The sequence below is a fragment of the Lactobacillus sp. W8093 genome, assembly GCF_016100925.1.
Taxonomy (GTDB): domain Bacteria; phylum Bacillota; class Bacilli; order Lactobacillales; family Lactobacillaceae; genus Lactobacillus; species Lactobacillus helsingborgensis.
This window is the reverse complement of the sequence record NZ_JACFRL010000006.1, coordinates 102,506-116,791: the sequence shown is the minus strand read 5'-3', so window position 1 is coordinate 116,791 and position 14,286 is coordinate 102,506. Positions and strand designations below refer to the sequence as shown.

Below are 14,286 nucleotides of genomic sequence, written 5' to 3'. Positions count from 1 at the left end.
AAAAGCTGCAATCATAATATTTAAGATTGCAGCTTGCTACTATCGCGGATTAACTTTACTATATTTCACATTTTTAAATTCATAAGCACTATATTTATCAGTTAAAGATTTTGTTTTAAAAAATTGGTTGGTTACTAACCCGTCTTCTGGATTACTTTGAAATAACACTTTATACTTTTTACCGGCTATTTTTTCAGTCTTAACTGTGAAAGCATTCCCATTTTTAGTTGTTTTTTCCTGTACTGGACTTAATACAATCCATTTACTCCCACGCAATTTTTTACTCGATGCTCGTAAATATTTTGCTAAAACGTTCTGATTTTTCTCTTGCCAGGCCGAAGACATTTCCCAAGGATATTTCTTTGTACCCTTGACCATGCCGACTTTAATTACTTTAATATATTCATTGGTTAACGGTAGATTGATTGCAGATGTATGAATATTCATGGGATTGGGAGTGAAATTGTTGTTGCTATACCATTTTCCACGCCAAGTTTTAGGAAATTTAAATTGTTTATCAAACCCATATTTGCTTTTGGTTATTTGCGCAGCTTGCACAGTTTTTGGTTGAACACTTCCAACTGGCACTGTCATAGACATTGCCAAACTTGCTAGTGCAAACATGGTAATAAATTTTTTGACCATTTTTTCTCTCCTGTAAAAAAATATTTTATTCATTATAGCAATAATTATAAACTTGTTGGTCCTTCAAAGTAATTCAATTTAGTATGAAAAAACTAATTCTCAAGCTGAGAATTAGTTCTAAATCAGATGTATTTACTTTTCTTGATATTGATTAAATGAAGGTGCGTATGTTTCACCCTTAAAATTATAATGTTGATATTTCTTAGCTAATTTTGGTGAAGGGAAGAACTGGTCAATAACTTCACCAGTTTTGGGATTAGCCTCAAATAATACTTTTTGGGTTTTACCAGCATTTTTTTCGTTCTTTAATCTAAAAGCGAAACCAATTTCAATATTGTTTTCATCTATTGGACTATAGACAGTCCATTTTTTGTTGTTAATCTTATTAGTTGTTACTCGACCCAAATGTTTGAAGATTTTATCATGCTTGGTAAACCAACTTTGAGGCATTTGCCACAAGTACTTATTTGTGCCCTTTACTTTACCTGCTGAAACCAATTCAACATACTCGCCGGTCCAAGGTGTTATGAAACCATTCTTTTTAATGGTCATTTTACTTAACTTATCATGAGTATTACTATACCATTTGACTTGCCAAGATTTAGGAAAAATAAAGTCTCTCTTAAAGCCATATTTGGTTTTGTTGACAGTATTTTGGGCTTTTTTTGAAGTAGCCGCTTGAACCAAATTTGTTTGATTCACACTAATTCCGCTTGCTGCAGCTAAAGCAGCTACAACAACTGACCAAGTAAGTGTTTTATGTAATTTCATAGTATTTGCCTCCCCTATTGGAATTATTTCATTCTATTATGGACACGCACTATGATAAAAGCAAGTGATAGTAAAAATATTAAACAAAAAAGCCTCTGAAAAATCAGAGACATTTGCATCGACTATAACAAAATTCGTTAAAATGTTTTTATCATTGAGCGTATGTTTTTAACTCCTTTGGTTTTTTACCACCATACATTCTAGCTAGCTTAACTGAGCGCCAATAAACATTAGTTATTCTATAAGAAGAAGTGGTTCTTTCAATTAAAACGCGGTGTCCTTTGTAATGATATATACCCAAGCTCCAACCTGATGCAGCAGGACTAAACCAAGGAAACATTAAGATATACTTTATATTTTTGTCTTTTTTAAAAGTTACAGGGTAAAAAGCCTTTACCCAATTTCTAGTTTGCTTAGTATTTTTGATCCCCTTGGCATTAGTGTCTTGTCTATGTAATTCATTAGAATCAATTTTATGAGCTTTTACCCTTAATTTATTAAGTACTTTAGATTTATAGTTTAAATCAAAAGCTTTGCCATACCAGGTGCCACGCATCTTTTTCGGTGTGGTCAGTATCCCTAAATTGCCTTTTACATGAGCTGCCTGAACAACCATATTTGTATTTAACAAGCTACTATCACTGGCTTTTCCTGCCAACAATCCAAGTGCTAAAGACATAGTTATAGCAATAAGCATCTTTATTTTGCTATTTTTTACCTGTTTATTCAATTTTCTTTTCCCCCTTCTGAGTTAATAAAAGCTGATTTTTTAGCAAATCTTCTCATATTTTACAGTATAGTACTTTTTACCTATGTAATCTGAGACCGGTAGTGCATATGTCAATACTCTCATGCGCTTTTTCCCTTTTAGGTTAGTAGCCAAAATAAACTTAAATTTGACTTATTTTTTCATTATTCTTTTCGAGATTATCATTAATTAAATGAAATAGTTTAATTAATATATTAAATTTTAATACATGACTATATAATTAACAACTTGTAACTTGTTTATTTTTAGTAATGTTATCGGTATTAAACATATATAAACAAAAAAGCCTCTGAAAAATCAGAGACTTTTTGGTTATATACAGTTAAAAATTAATCTTGGTAATTTACTAATTCTAAGAATGAATCAGGTTTAAGTGAAGCACCGCCGACTAAACCACCATCAATATCAGGTTTAGCCATTAATTCTTTAACATTGCCTGGATTTACAGAACCACCGTATTGAATTCTAACATTCTCTGCAGTTTCTTCATTATACAAATCCTTGACAGTATCACGAATAGTCTTGCACATTTCTTCAGCTTGATCAGAACTGGCAGTCTTACCGGTTCCAATAGCCCAGATTGGTTCATAGGCAATAACTAAACTAGCAACTTGATCGGCTGATAAGCCAGCAAGTGCAGCCTTGATTTGACTAACAACCCAATCTTCTTGTTTGTTGGCTTCACGAGTTTCAAGTGATTCACCACAGCAAATAATTGGAGTAACGTCATTAGCAAATAAAGCTTTAGCTTTCTTATTAATGTCTTCGTCTGTTTCGTGGAAGTAACCACGACGTTCAGAGTGACCAATAATGCAGTAATTCATGCCCATTTCTTTTAAAACTTTAGGTGAAGTTTCGCCAGTAAAGGCACCTTCATCTTCGAAATAAGCATTTTCTGCACCAACACGCAAGTTTGAACCAGCGGCAGCTTGAGCTAAACTTTCAAGGTCAACGGCTGGGGCACAAATCAGAGCTTCAACTTTACTTGCTTCTGGCAACTTGTCCTTTACAGCAGCAACAAATTCCTTTGTTTGCTCTGGATTCATATGTAATTTCCAGTTACCAGCAATAATTGGTGTACGCATGTAAATAATGTCCTTTCTTAAAGTTTACTTGTCTGAAATGCAGGCAATTCCTGGTAATTCTTTACCTTCAAGATATTGCAAAGAAGCACCACCACCAGTAGAAATGTGGGTGATCTTTGGAGCGATACCAAGTTGTTTAGCGGCTGCAGTTGAGTCACCACCACCGATAATAGTAGTAGCATCAGTTAAATCAGCAAGAGCCTTACCAACTTCTAGAGTACCTTCAGCAAAGTTTGACATTTCAAAGGCACCCATTGGTCCATTCCAAACAACAGTCTTGGCATCTTTTAAAACATCTTTGAACTTGGCAACAGTCTTAGGACCGATATCAAGACCCATCATGTTTTCTGGAATATCATCACCGACAACTTTACGGGCAGCATCGTTTGAAAATTCAGTTGCTGCAACGTTGTCAACAGGTAATACAATCTTGCCATCAGCGTCTTTTAACAATTTTTTAGCAAGATCAACTTTATCTGGTTCAAATAAAGATTTACCAATTTCATGGCCTTGAGCAGCTAAGAAAGTATAAGCCATACCACCACCAATTAAAATGTGGTCAGATTTTGGAATGAGGTTAGTAATAACATCGATCTTGTCTGAAACCTTAGCACCACCTAAGATGGTAACAAATGGGTGTACAGGGTTAGCAACAGCATCACCTAAGAACTTGATTTCCTTTTCCATTAAGAAACCAGCAGCAACAGGCTTACCATCTTTCTTCATGGCTTCAGCAATACCAACGTTAGAAGCGTGACTTCTGTGAGCAGTACCAAAGGCATCGTTAACATACATGTCACCTAATGAAGCCCAGTATTCGCCTAACTTAGGATCATTCTTGCTTTCACGTTTGCCAAAATCATTGTCAATATCTTGGAAACGAGTATTTTCTAAAACAGCAACATCTCCGTCTTGCATGTTGGCAACAGCGTCTTCAACTTCTTTGCCTTCATTAGCAGGAACAAAAGTTACTGGTTTCTTTAAGAGTTCGCTTAAGCGTTCAGCAACTGGTTTTAAAGACAATTCTTTCTTATCGTCATCTGACTTAACACGTCCCAAGTGACTAAGCAAAATTGCTTTACCGCCATTTTCAATGATGTATTTAATAGTAGGAAGAGCAGCAACAATTCTGTTGTCGTCGCCAATCACACCATCTTTAATTGGCACGTTAAAATCAACACGGACTAAAACCTTTTTGTCTTTTACATCAAGGTCAGAAACAATTAATTTAGCCATCTATATCCTCCGATAACTTAATTATTTTAATTTTGAAAAAAAGGCGGAAGGAAGAATTTCCCTCCGCCTTCTCTTTTGCCACGTAACAGTAATCAAATATTACAGATTAAAGAGTAGCAAATTTCAACAAAGTACGAACCATTTGGCAAGTGAATGAGTATTCATTGTCGTACCAAGCAACAGTCTTAACTAATTGATTGTCACCGGCAGTAGTTACCATGGTTTGAGTTGGGTCAAAGATTGAACCAGCAGTCATACCAACTACATCACTTGAAACGATTTCGTCATCGTTGTAAGCAAATGATGGGCTTTCGTACTTCTTCAATGCTGAGTTAACTTCGTCAGCAGTAACTTTCTTGTCAAGGATTGAAACTAATTCAGTTAATGAACCATCAGTAACTGGAACACGTTGTGCGTGACCATTAACTTTACCGTTCAATTCTGGAACAACAAGACCAATAGCCTTAGCAGCACCAGTTGAGTGAGGAATAATGTTAACAGCAGCAGCACGAGCGGCACGCTTGTTACCACCACGAACAGGACCGTCCAAAAGCATTTGGGTTGAAGTGTAAGCGTGGATAGTAGTCATAGTAGCTACTTTAATACCAAATTCTTTTTGCAAAGCATCAACCATTGGTGCTAATGAGTTAGTAGTACATGAACCAGCTGAAACGATCTTGTCGTCTGCATCTAAAGTATCATCGTTTACTGAGTAAACAATAGTCTTTAAGTCATTGCCGGCAGGAGCTGAAATCAAGACTCTCTTGGCACCTGCGTCAAGGTGAGCTTGTGACTTAGCCTTGCTGGTGTAGAAACCAGTACATTCAAGAACAAAGTCAACACCGTCATTCTTAACCCAAGGAATGTTTTGAGCTTGAGGTTCTGCGTATACACGGTATTTCTTACCATCAACAACAATTGAATCTTCTGTAGCTGAAACTTCGTGGTCAAAAGTACCATGAGTTGAGTCATATTTTAGCAAGTGTGCCAAAAGTGCTGGAGTAGTCAAGTCGTTAATAGCAACAACTTCAATATCCTTTGACTTTTCGCCTAAGTCCATGATCCGACGGAATGCCAAACGACCAATACGGCCAAAGCCGTTAATACCAATTTTAACTGTCATATTCTAAAGTCCTCCTTAAGAACTATGTAAGATATGTTTACATCAATTTATTTTAAATGAGAATTACTTCTCCTTTAAAATCTTCTCTGAGGCTCCCTCATCAGTAATTAACCAGGTTTGATGCGGAGCATTAGGCATATAAGCTTTGATTGCTTTAGCCTTGCGGCCGCCACAAGCAAAGGCAAATATGTGGGGTATTTTATTAAGATTCTCAAACTGCAAGCCAACCTGAGGCACGCGGTCAACAATCTTCCCTTCACCATCGAAAAAACACCCAAAACATTCGGTGACTACTTTTTTTTCACGCAATTCGGATAAGCGAATCGAATCGTATCCTCTGCGTCTTGCCATATCGTGAGCTAACCCTATTCCATGAATTACCACATCTGTCTGTGAAATATCTTCAAGTACATCTGTAAATGCCGATTCACGAATTAAAGATTTATAAGCTGCCGAAGAAATCTGCTCTGGTAAATACAACGTTTTATAACTACCACCAGTTTCAGCTGCCATTTCTTGCACAATGGTGTTACTTTGAATAGCAACATTTTCACCTAAAGCACCACGACCAGGCACAAATTGCAATTGTCGATTTTTGCTTAAACTTTTAGACAAGTTCCTAGTTGACTTTGCAAGGGCTTCGCCGCCTAAAACTGTAATGATTGAATGTCCTAATGGTAAAAGCAAATCAAGAGCCGCATTAAGCTCTTCGCCCATTCTCTCATAAACTAATTCTTGTAAATCACTATCTCCTGGTACTATAATCGTGCGCTCAATACCAAGCTTGCGGGCCAACTCAATCTCAGTCTTTCCTGCATTAAACAAGCGATCAATTAGAGGAGCAGCTTCCTGCAAAATTTTTTTGCCCTTCTCTGTCATAAACATGCCGAAACTTTTGATTTCGATCAAACCGTGATCTCGCAAATATTCTGTTTCCGTACGCACATTTCTTTCAGAAAGTCCTAAACACTGAGCAACACTTCTACGACCTACTGGTGCATTAAAAGAAATTTGCTCAAGGACAAGATATCTTTGCCGAAAAACTTTTAAGATGTCTGGAACGAGAGCTTCAAGCACGGGAAATTCCGAGTACATTAATATCTCTCCTTCTTCTGGGACTTTTTTGACCCAATTGTTGTCATTAACTGTCCCAGATTGTCTAAAAATATAAGAGAAACATGAACTCATGCTAAATAAGTTACCCATTTCTCAATCGACACCTATAGTATAGCAACCCCTATAAAATAATTCAAGAAAAATTGTGTCCATTAAAAAGTCTTAACAATTTTGCTTGATGATGCAAAAACTAACCTGTTTTCCTAATGTAAGAAAAAAGAATTCAATTTTTACTTCTTTTCTGTTATACTTGTTGTTGTGTCAATTTGGGTCCTTAGTGTAATGGATCGCACGTAAGATTCCGGTTCTTAAAATCTGAGTTCGACTCTCAGGGGACCCATATTTAAATAATAAAACCAAAAAGGAGATAGTCTAATCTTAGACTAATCTCCTTTTGTTGATTATTAACAAACTGCTCAAATTTGCCCTAAAAATCAGTAGCTTTTACTATTAAAAATCTACAATTAGTTTCTTTTAAGTGATTATAAACCCTTTTTAATTTGATTTCTGTTCCATATCATTAAACCAATGACAATAGCTGCAATAGCTATTGCGCCAATGACTGGAAGATTGACTGTCCCTTCGTATACTAACCAAGCAAGAGGACTCGAAGCAAAATCAATGCTTGCAACTGAAGATGTTCCTGCTGGTATTAAGCTTGCTTGGACAATTTTAACTGCTTTAGTAAAAATGCCCGCTAAGGTTGTAGCTGAAAGAACTCCTAATACTAAGCTGACTATACCAACTAACAAAGTCTTAAAGACATTTCCTTTTGTATACGGTAGAACTAAAGGGAAAATGTAAATTAAGCCTGATAAACTGGCAAGCGGTAAAAATTGATTACCAGGAATAATCACTGACAAAAATAGAATTATTGGAATTAAAAGTAAACTCGTTACCAGTGTTACTGGATGACCAATGACTAAAGCAGGTGTCATTCCAATATTAAAGTCCTTCCCTTTGAAGTGACTTTTAACTAGGCTTTGGGTCCGTTTTGCAATTGGTGACAAACCTTCGATAAAAAGACTTGTTATTCTTGGTATCAAAACCATTACAGCAGCCAAGATAACTCCTAGTTGTAAAATTTTAGCAAGAGAATATCTTGCTAAAATGCCAATTAAAATACCCACAATGATGCCTAAAACGATTGGATCTCCCAAAACGCCAAATTTTTCTTTCATTTTATTAGCATCAATGTCTATTTTATTGAGACCGGGAATACGATCAATTATCCAATTTACAATGACTGCATAAGGAATAAAACTTACGCAGAAAGCTTGCGGTATGGATATACCAATTAAATCTTTCCCATAAAAATCTTCTGCCTTTTTTTGCGATCTGTCAGCACCTATTAACGTGACAATAATAGTTACACAAGCTGCAAACATTCCCCACCAAAAGTTGTTGGTTGCAAAATAGACTATTGAACCAATAAAGGCAAAGTGCCAGTAGTTCCACAGGTCAATGTTTAAAGTTTTAGTAGCACCTATTAGTAAACAAATTATATTCACTAACAAGCCTAAAGGAATAATAATCGCGCCGACAGAAGTTGCAAAAGCAACTTGCGAAGCTGCAGGCCAGCCGATATCCAACGTATAAAGATGTAAATGATAAGTTTTTACCATTGCATTTACAGCAGGACCAATATTATCAGAAAGAAGTTGTGTAACCACACTTAAACCGACAAAACCAACTCCGACTTTAAGTCCAGAAACAAGTGATTTGCCAAAACCCATCCCAATACACAAGCCAAGTATTAGAAAAATGATTGGCATCATCACACTTGCTCCCAGAGACATTATGTAATTTATAAACGTCATAATTGTCTCCTATTTTTAGCAAGTACTAATTAACGAACCAAATAACCACCATCAACAGGTAGAATTGCTCCATTGACATATGCCGCAGCATCACTTGCTAGAAAGACAGCGGGACCCATTAATTCGTATGGTTCTGCCCAATGACCCATTGGTATTCTTCCTAAAATTTCATCATTTCTGTCTTTTTGTGCACGTATTGGTGCAGTATTTTCAGTCTTAATATAACCAGGCGCTATTGCGTTAACTGTAACGTTGTATGCACCCATTTCAGAAGCAAAAGACTTTGTTAAACCTGCTACACCATGCTTTGAAGCAGTATAGGAAGGAATAAATTTACCACCCTGATATGAGAGCATTGAACCAATATTGATAATCCTACCCGACTTCTGTTTAGCAAACACTTTGCATGCTTCCAAAGACATGTGATAAACTGCACTTAAATTGATTGCAATAACTTTGTCCCAGTCTTCATCCTTCGATTCTAGTAAAGGATTACGTTTGATCATTCCAGCATTATTTACTAAAATATCAATGTGACCCATTTTGTTTAAAGCTTCTTCAATAACTTTATGAGGTTCACCCTTAACTGTAAGGTCACACTTCATGAATTCAACTTTTTGTCCCACACTTTCAATAATTGAACGTGTATTATCCCATTCCAACTCATTAAAGGTCGGGATAAAAATATTAGCCCCAGCTTTAGCCATAGCTATTGCATAGCCTTGTCCTAATCCTGTGTTGCCTCCAGTAATAATTGCAACTTTATTTTTAAGGCTAAACTTATTCATATCGAAGTTATTCTTCAACTCCTCTTCATGTTGACGAATTTCCTCTTCTGATTCATGAATTTCAACCATTTTATAACTCCTCCTATATTAAATCAGCAAATTTCTTATTTAGAAACTGCATTTCTTATTTACAATAATATTGTAGGATGTTTTAAAAATAATGCAAGGGCTTTCAAACATTTTTTTGAAAAACAAGGAGAGCTAATGACCGAAAATCATCTATATGGTACGGTTCTGCTTAAAGCAAAGAAAATATTAGATTATATTTCTAAATGCGAAACGGCACCAACTTTAAAAGAAATAAGTGATAATATAACTATCACTAAACCGACTATTCTCAAAATATTAAATACATTGGAATATTGTGAATTTGTGCGTTGTTTTGGTAATCCAAAAAGATACTATTTAGGGTTAACGTTTTTAAAGTACGCACAAAAGGCCAGGAATAGTTTCAGCTTAGACAAAATAGCAATGCCTTATATTAATGAACTCAGAGATAGAACAACTGAAGCCGTTAACTTAGGTATTAAAGACAAAAATGTGATTACGTTATTGGATCGGGCTCAAAGTACAAACACCATTCGTTTAAATTTGCAATTAGGCGGCCATATGAACATGTACTCATCAGGTATGGGGAAAGCAATTTTGGCTTGTATGTCAAATAGTGAGATTGAAAAATATCTTGACGAAACCGCGTTAAAAAGTTTAACTGTCAATACGATTACCAATCGCAAAGAGCTGTTAGCAGAAATAAAAAGAACGCGAACAAGAGGCTATGCGATTGATGATGGAGAAAATCAGGACGGAATATATTGCTTAGGATTTGCAATATTAAAAAACGACAAAATATTAGGCGCTTTTAGTATTAGCGCCCCCCATTTCAGAATTAATAATTCTAAGAAAGAATTATGGGGTCAAGAAGGCTTAAAAACAAAAGCAGATATAGAGAATGCAATATAAAAAAGAGAAATTTCAAAAATTTCTCTTTTTTTATTTGCTAGTTTCCTTAGTCTAAGTTACTTTTCACAATTTCAAATAGTTTTTTAACATCTTCTGGTCTTGTTAAGCCAGAATCCTTATCTATGATCGATGAATAAACATGAGGCAAAACCTTTTTTACACCCGCTTTAAGCGCTATTTGCAAGATATTCTCAAAGTTATCTAAATTGATCCCACCTGTAGGTTCAATACTAAAATTATTATCGGCACAAGCTCGGACAACATACTCATATTCTTCTAAATGCTTTAACCCCTGCATAGGGAAAAATTTTAGAGAACTGCCACCCATATCTTTTAACATAGCAATAGCTGTTACTACTGGAATAGTCGCTACTTTCTCCTTTGAACTTAATGGTCCCGTAGCTACGTTGACATAACCTACTTTACCAGTTGGTGAGACAAGCCCATTAATTACCGTTTCATCTTGACCAATTAAGGCTCTAGTAAAACCAACACCAGTAAAAACTTGGTTTACATGCTGTGGTTGAACAGTCTCAGATACCTCGCATACCATTTTGCTTTGATTAGGATCTCCTTCTCCTAATCCAATTGAAATTGCATTATTAACCGCATTTTGATATTTTTTCATGGTAGTAATACAACTTTCGGTATTGGCGTAATTTTTGGTTAAAAGACCACAAACTAGGTGTCCTTGAGCCGCTTCATATATCTCCTTGGCATTTTGTATTGAACCTGCTAAACAGTTTAATGCCACTCTTCCTTCATAATAATTTGGTTCTAATTTCATCATTTCAAAATCTCCTGCAAGCGTTTAACAATAGTTTTCATTTCTGCATTATCTATAGCTCGAATATCAAATTCAATGATATTTTCATTTGCTCGGTATTCTCTTGTATAGATAACTGGTGCTTGCTCTTTTAATTCCTTAATAACCGTTATCGCATTTTTAGAAAAACTTGGATCTATTTTCATATCAGCTCGATAAATATCCCTTCCGGCCTGATCTTTTTGTTGCGTAACAGAAACATGGGGCAATTTAGACAAAGCAGAAATAAAAGGGCTTAGTCTTTTTTTCATATTTTCGCCGTTTTCCGGGCCGCATTTGACATAGTTTTCAAAAGCAGCGGTTAAACCTAAAATGTTCTCTTTTCCTATTTTCATTGCGCGGCCTATACCTTTAGCTTGCATGCGCGTCCAGTTAATATACTTCTTTTTACCCAAAATTAAACCAGATGCCGGTCCAGCAATTGCCTTTGCACCACTAAAAATAATTACATCAACGCCTAAATCAACGTATGTTTTAATGTCTTCTTCGGCAGCTGCATCCAAAATTAATGGGAGATTATGTTCATGGGCAACCTTAAGTGCTTCTTTGATAGTTAACATACTCTTTTGCACACAATGATGGCTCTTAACATATAATATGGCAGCTGTATTCTCATCAATCATGATCTCCAAATTATGATCAGAACAGGTATTAGCATAGCCTGCTTCGACAGGATGGCCGCCACCAAGTGCAATCATTTCTTCTTCAGGTGCCCCATAATCAATATTTTGTCCCTTTGGTAAAATAATATTTCTTTTTATAATCCGTTTGGTATACGGATGATAAAGGTGATATTCACTCCCTTGGCCAATTATGCCTGCTACCGCTTGGGCAATTCCCGCCGAAGCTGAATTAACAATGAGAGCATCTTCTGCTCCAATCATTTCGGCAATATATTTCCCGCTTTTTTCAATTAAATCAGTCATTTCAAAAAAATGCTGATCGCCAAATTGTTGCGCTGCAATACTTTCATTTGCGACCTTGGAAACACCCAAAATTGTCATTTTACCGCTAGCATTAATTACTTTTTTAAGATTTAATTTCTGATAAAAATCCATTTCTACCTCCATTTAGATTACAGAATTCCGCAAAATGAACCAAGCAAACTAATAACAATGATAGTACCGATAATTACGCCATAGCGTGGTCCCTTCTTTTGCATATACCAATAAATTAATAAAACAGCTGCTAACGGTAGCAAGCCTTTAAGCATACTATCCAAAATAGTTTGAAGAACAATAGTAGATCCGCCGGGAACGTGAATTTTCAAAGGTGTGGTCACAGTCACATAAGAAGCAGAAAGAGCACCCATCATCATCATTCCCAAAACATTTGCACCATAGATCACTTCTTTAATCAAACCATTTTGAAGCAGATCAATGATCGAAGAACGACCAACAGTGTAACACCTATGAATAAGAAAATAACTAATATACATTGTGATCGCTGTATAAATAATTAGCGGTAACAGTCCGCCAAGCGGATTGCCGGATTTTGCCATTGGAATAAAAATCGAAATAATAATTGGCATTAAAGCAGACCAAATTACCGAATCTCCAATGCCAGCTAATGGTCCCATTAGACCAGTTTTGATAGAAGTAATAGCTGAACCTGAGATATCAGCACCATTAGCTTTTTCTTCTTCCATCGCCAGAGTAATTCCTTGAATCGAAGAACCTATCGACCCTTCAGTATTAAAAAAGGTAAGATGACGTTTTAATGCCTTTTTTTGTTCTTCTTTATCGTCAGCATATAGTTTTTTAATTGCTGGTATCATCGAAGCGCAAAAGATTAAGCTTTGGAGTCTTTCATAGGAATTTGATTCTTCACATCCCAGCTGGTAAATCCAAAAAGCTTTATTAACTTCTCTTTTTGATAATTTTTTTGTTTGAGTCATTATGATGCTTCCTCCTTATTGGCATTCTTTCTTACAAGATAAGCAATACAAATACCGATGATAGCGACCGCCATTATTTCAGCTTTGAAATATACAACAGCTACAAACCCTATAAAGAAATATGGCAAAAGTTTTTTCTTACCAATTACACTGATAGTTAAAGCAAATCCTAATGCTGGTAACAGTGAGCCCATCACTTCAAAACCATGCATTAGCCATTGGGGAATAGCAGTTATTAAAGCCTGAACAGCTCCGCGACCAAAGTAATTAGCGGCAAAAACTACAGGAAACCTAATGAGAAAACCAACAAGTGCTGGGTAGATGAAGGCTGCTGCATAAATACCTTTATAATTTAATTTTTCTGCATCTTTATCTGCCATATGTATCCAAATAGCATTGATAGTTCTTCTCAATTGATCTAGAAAGACACCTAAAATACCAAAAGGTACTGCCAGTGCCACTGCTGCTGGTGCATTCATATTAAGTGTAACTGCAATTGGAATAGCAATAGTAGCTGCTAGAGCAGGATCGTTTGGCACATTACCACCAGGCGTTGATGTAACCCCTAAAAACATCAATTGTATTCCAGCTCCAATTGTCATTGCCTGCGCCATTTGTCCTGTTATCAGTCCAACAACTAAAGCAACACAAACAGGTTGCTTGAGCATGCCGGAAAAAGTGTACCCAAATCTCAAATTGGCAAACCAAAAATAAAGTCCCATTACAACAGCCAAAGCCGTATTGTTCATTTTAATCACGCCTTCCTATATTTTTCTATGATTTTTTCTAAACTCTGTGGCGCATCCTCCGGGATAGTTTGAAAATAAATCTCACAATCTTGGTTTTTCAGTTCCTCCAATATTTGGGCGTCACTATCATTTAAAGTAATATTTTGAAAAACAACTTTACGATCGGGACCACCACCTAAACCCCCGATTTGTACTTTTCCTTGATATATTTTTTCATCTACAATTGTTTTAAGGGTTGCAATGTCGGGAAGAATAAGCAAAATTCTGCCAGTTGCTAATTTGTCCTCCTCTTGAGCCTTTTTTAATGAAGCAATTCCCAAACATTCTACTTTGACGTCTGGCGGAGCAGCCATTAAATATATGCTCCTCATAAATTGATCTTTTTCAAGTTGATCACTGACTACGATAATTCTATTAACGTTATACTGACCGACCCATTTCGTTACCACTTGTCCATGAATAAGCCGACTATCTACTCTACACAAAACAACATTCATATTT

At 36.0% G+C, this 14,286-nt stretch carries 15 protein-coding genes; 1 reads left to right on the top strand and 14 read right to left on the bottom strand.

All coding sequences use genetic code 11. The annotated features are described in order from the left end of the window. Positions 1–39: 39 nt before the first annotated feature. From H3T47_RS05590 to kduD, 9 genes are all read right to left on the bottom strand, one after another. Positions 40–645, bottom strand: a complete 606-nt coding sequence (locus H3T47_RS05590) for a hypothetical protein (RefSeq protein ID WP_038521981.1) — start codon at positions 643–645, stop codon at positions 40–42. A 132-nt stretch (positions 646–777) separates the two neighbouring features. Next, positions 778–1,416, bottom strand: a complete 639-nt coding sequence (locus H3T47_RS05585) for a hypothetical protein (protein ID WP_199282794.1) — start codon at positions 1,414–1,416, stop codon at positions 778–780. A gap of 151 nt (positions 1,417–1,567) precedes the next feature. After that, positions 1,568–2,146: a hypothetical protein gene (locus H3T47_RS05580; RefSeq protein ID WP_199282793.1), complete on the bottom strand. Its 579-nt coding sequence runs from the start codon at positions 2,144–2,146 to the stop codon at positions 1,568–1,570. A gap of 368 nt (positions 2,147–2,514) precedes the next feature. Further along, positions 2,515–3,270, bottom strand: a complete 756-nt coding sequence (gene tpiA / locus H3T47_RS05575) for a triose-phosphate isomerase (protein WP_038521973.1) — start codon at positions 3,268–3,270, stop codon at positions 2,515–2,517. 24 nt (positions 3,271–3,294) lie between these two features. Beyond that, the gene (gene pgk, locus H3T47_RS05570; protein WP_187159146.1) at positions 3,295–4,506 is read right to left on the bottom strand and encodes a phosphoglycerate kinase; all 1,212 of its coding nucleotides are present in this window, start codon (positions 4,504–4,506) and stop codon (positions 3,295–3,297) included. 106 nt (positions 4,507–4,612) lie between these two features. Further along, positions 4,613–5,629, bottom strand: a complete 1,017-nt coding sequence (gene gap / locus H3T47_RS05565; RefSeq protein WP_038521966.1) for a type I glyceraldehyde-3-phosphate dehydrogenase — start codon at positions 5,627–5,629, stop codon at positions 4,613–4,615. Positions 5,630–5,692: 63 nt separating this feature from the next. After that, the gene (locus H3T47_RS05560; protein ID WP_199282810.1) at positions 5,693–6,724 is read right to left on the bottom strand and encodes a sugar-binding domain-containing protein; all 1,032 of its coding nucleotides are present in this window, start codon (positions 6,722–6,724) and stop codon (positions 5,693–5,695) included. A 503-nt stretch (positions 6,725–7,227) separates the two neighbouring features. Next, positions 7,228–8,565 carry a PTS galactitol transporter subunit IIC gene (locus H3T47_RS05555; RefSeq protein ID WP_109918207.1) on the bottom strand — a complete coding sequence of 446 codons (1,338 nt, stop codon included), beginning with the start codon at positions 8,563–8,565 and terminating at the stop codon, positions 7,228–7,230. 29 nt (positions 8,566–8,594) lie between these two features. Continuing rightward, positions 8,595–9,422: a 2-dehydro-3-deoxy-D-gluconate 5-dehydrogenase KduD gene (gene kduD / locus H3T47_RS05550; protein WP_038521956.1), complete on the bottom strand. Its 828-nt coding sequence runs from the start codon at positions 9,420–9,422 to the stop codon at positions 8,595–8,597. On the opposite strand from kduD, the gene H3T47_RS05545 reads away from it, so the two are divergent. After that, complete coding sequence (locus H3T47_RS05545) at positions 9,408–10,313, top strand: IclR family transcriptional regulator (RefSeq protein WP_233335855.1); 906 nt, start codon at positions 9,408–9,410, stop codon at positions 10,311–10,313. The two genes, kduD and H3T47_RS05545, sit on opposite strands and share 15 nt — an antisense overlap. A gap of 46 nt (positions 10,314–10,359) precedes the next feature. Here the strand turns inward: H3T47_RS05545 and H3T47_RS05540 are convergent, their stop codons facing one another. The 5 genes from H3T47_RS05540 to H3T47_RS05520 are packed head-to-tail and all read right to left on the bottom strand — an operon-like array spanning position 10,360 to position 14,282. After that, complete coding sequence (locus tag H3T47_RS05540; RefSeq protein WP_199282792.1) at positions 10,360–11,100, bottom strand: KDGP aldolase family protein; 741 nt, start codon at positions 11,098–11,100, stop codon at positions 10,360–10,362. Continuing rightward, complete coding sequence (locus H3T47_RS05535) at positions 11,100–12,197, bottom strand: DgaE family pyridoxal phosphate-dependent ammonia lyase (RefSeq protein ID WP_199282791.1); 1,098 nt, start codon at positions 12,195–12,197, stop codon at positions 11,100–11,102. The genes H3T47_RS05540 and H3T47_RS05535 overlap by 1 nt, the downstream gene beginning before the upstream one ends. A 17-nt stretch (positions 12,198–12,214) precedes the next feature. After that, positions 12,215–13,036 (bottom strand): PTS system mannose/fructose/sorbose family transporter subunit IID, encoded by an 822-nt coding sequence (locus tag H3T47_RS05530; protein WP_046326935.1) that lies wholly within the window; start codon positions 13,034–13,036, stop codon positions 12,215–12,217. Then, complete coding sequence (locus H3T47_RS05525; protein WP_199282790.1) at positions 13,036–13,785, bottom strand: PTS sugar transporter subunit IIC; 750 nt, start codon at positions 13,783–13,785, stop codon at positions 13,036–13,038. Before H3T47_RS05525 ends, H3T47_RS05530 begins: the two co-directional genes overlap by 1 nt. 5 nt (positions 13,786–13,790) lie before the next feature. Beyond that, entirely contained in the window at positions 13,791–14,282 is a 492-nt protein-coding gene (locus tag H3T47_RS05520; RefSeq protein WP_199282808.1) for a PTS sugar transporter subunit IIB, read from the bottom strand. Between the last annotated feature and the right edge of the window lie 4 nt (positions 14,283–14,286).

What these genes read in the sequence shown, in the direction of transcription:
- H3T47_RS05590 (WP_038521981.1), bottom strand. Translation starts at nt 645, where the DNA reads ATGGTCAAAAAATTTATTACCATGTTTGCACTAGCAAGTTTGGCAATG.
- H3T47_RS05585 (WP_199282794.1), bottom strand. Translation starts at nt 1,416, where the DNA reads ATGAAATTACATAAAACACTTACTTGGTCAGTTGTTGTAGCTGCTTTA.
- tpiA (WP_038521973.1), bottom strand. Translation starts at nt 3,270, where the DNA reads ATGCGTACACCAATTATTGCTGGTAACTGGAAATTACATATGAATCCA.
- pgk (WP_187159146.1), bottom strand. Translation starts at nt 4,506, where the DNA reads ATGGCTAAATTAATTGTTTCTGACCTTGATGTAAAAGACAAAAAGGTT.
- gap (WP_038521966.1), bottom strand. Translation starts at nt 5,629, where the DNA reads ATGACAGTTAAAATTGGTATTAACGGCTTTGGCCGTATTGGTCGTTTG.
- H3T47_RS05560 (WP_199282810.1), bottom strand. Translation starts at nt 6,724, where the DNA reads ATGTACTCGGAATTTCCCGTGCTTGAAGCTCTCGTTCCAGACATCTTA.
- H3T47_RS05555 (WP_109918207.1), bottom strand. Translation starts at nt 8,565, where the DNA reads ATGACGTTTATAAATTACATAATGTCTCTGGGAGCAAGTGTGATGATG.
- H3T47_RS05545 (WP_233335855.1), top strand. Translation starts at nt 9,408, where the DNA reads ATGAATTTCAACCATTTTATAACTCCTCCTATATTAAATCAGCAAATT.
- kduD (WP_038521956.1), bottom strand. Translation starts at nt 9,422, where the DNA reads ATGGTTGAAATTCATGAATCAGAAGAGGAAATTCGTCAACATGAAGAG.
- H3T47_RS05540 (WP_199282792.1), bottom strand. Translation starts at nt 11,100, where the DNA reads ATGAAATTAGAACCAAATTATTATGAAGGAAGAGTGGCATTAAACTGT.
- H3T47_RS05535 (WP_199282791.1), bottom strand. Translation starts at nt 12,197, where the DNA reads ATGGATTTTTATCAGAAATTAAATCTTAAAAAAGTAATTAATGCTAGC.
- H3T47_RS05530 (WP_046326935.1), bottom strand. Translation starts at nt 13,036, where the DNA reads ATGACTCAAACAAAAAAATTATCAAAAAGAGAAGTTAATAAAGCTTTT.
- H3T47_RS05525 (WP_199282790.1), bottom strand. Translation starts at nt 13,785, where the DNA reads ATGAACAATACGGCTTTGGCTGTTGTAATGGGACTTTATTTTTGGTTT.
- H3T47_RS05520 (WP_199282808.1), bottom strand. Translation starts at nt 14,282, where the DNA reads ATGAATGTTGTTTTGTGTAGAGTAGATAGTCGGCTTATTCATGGACAA.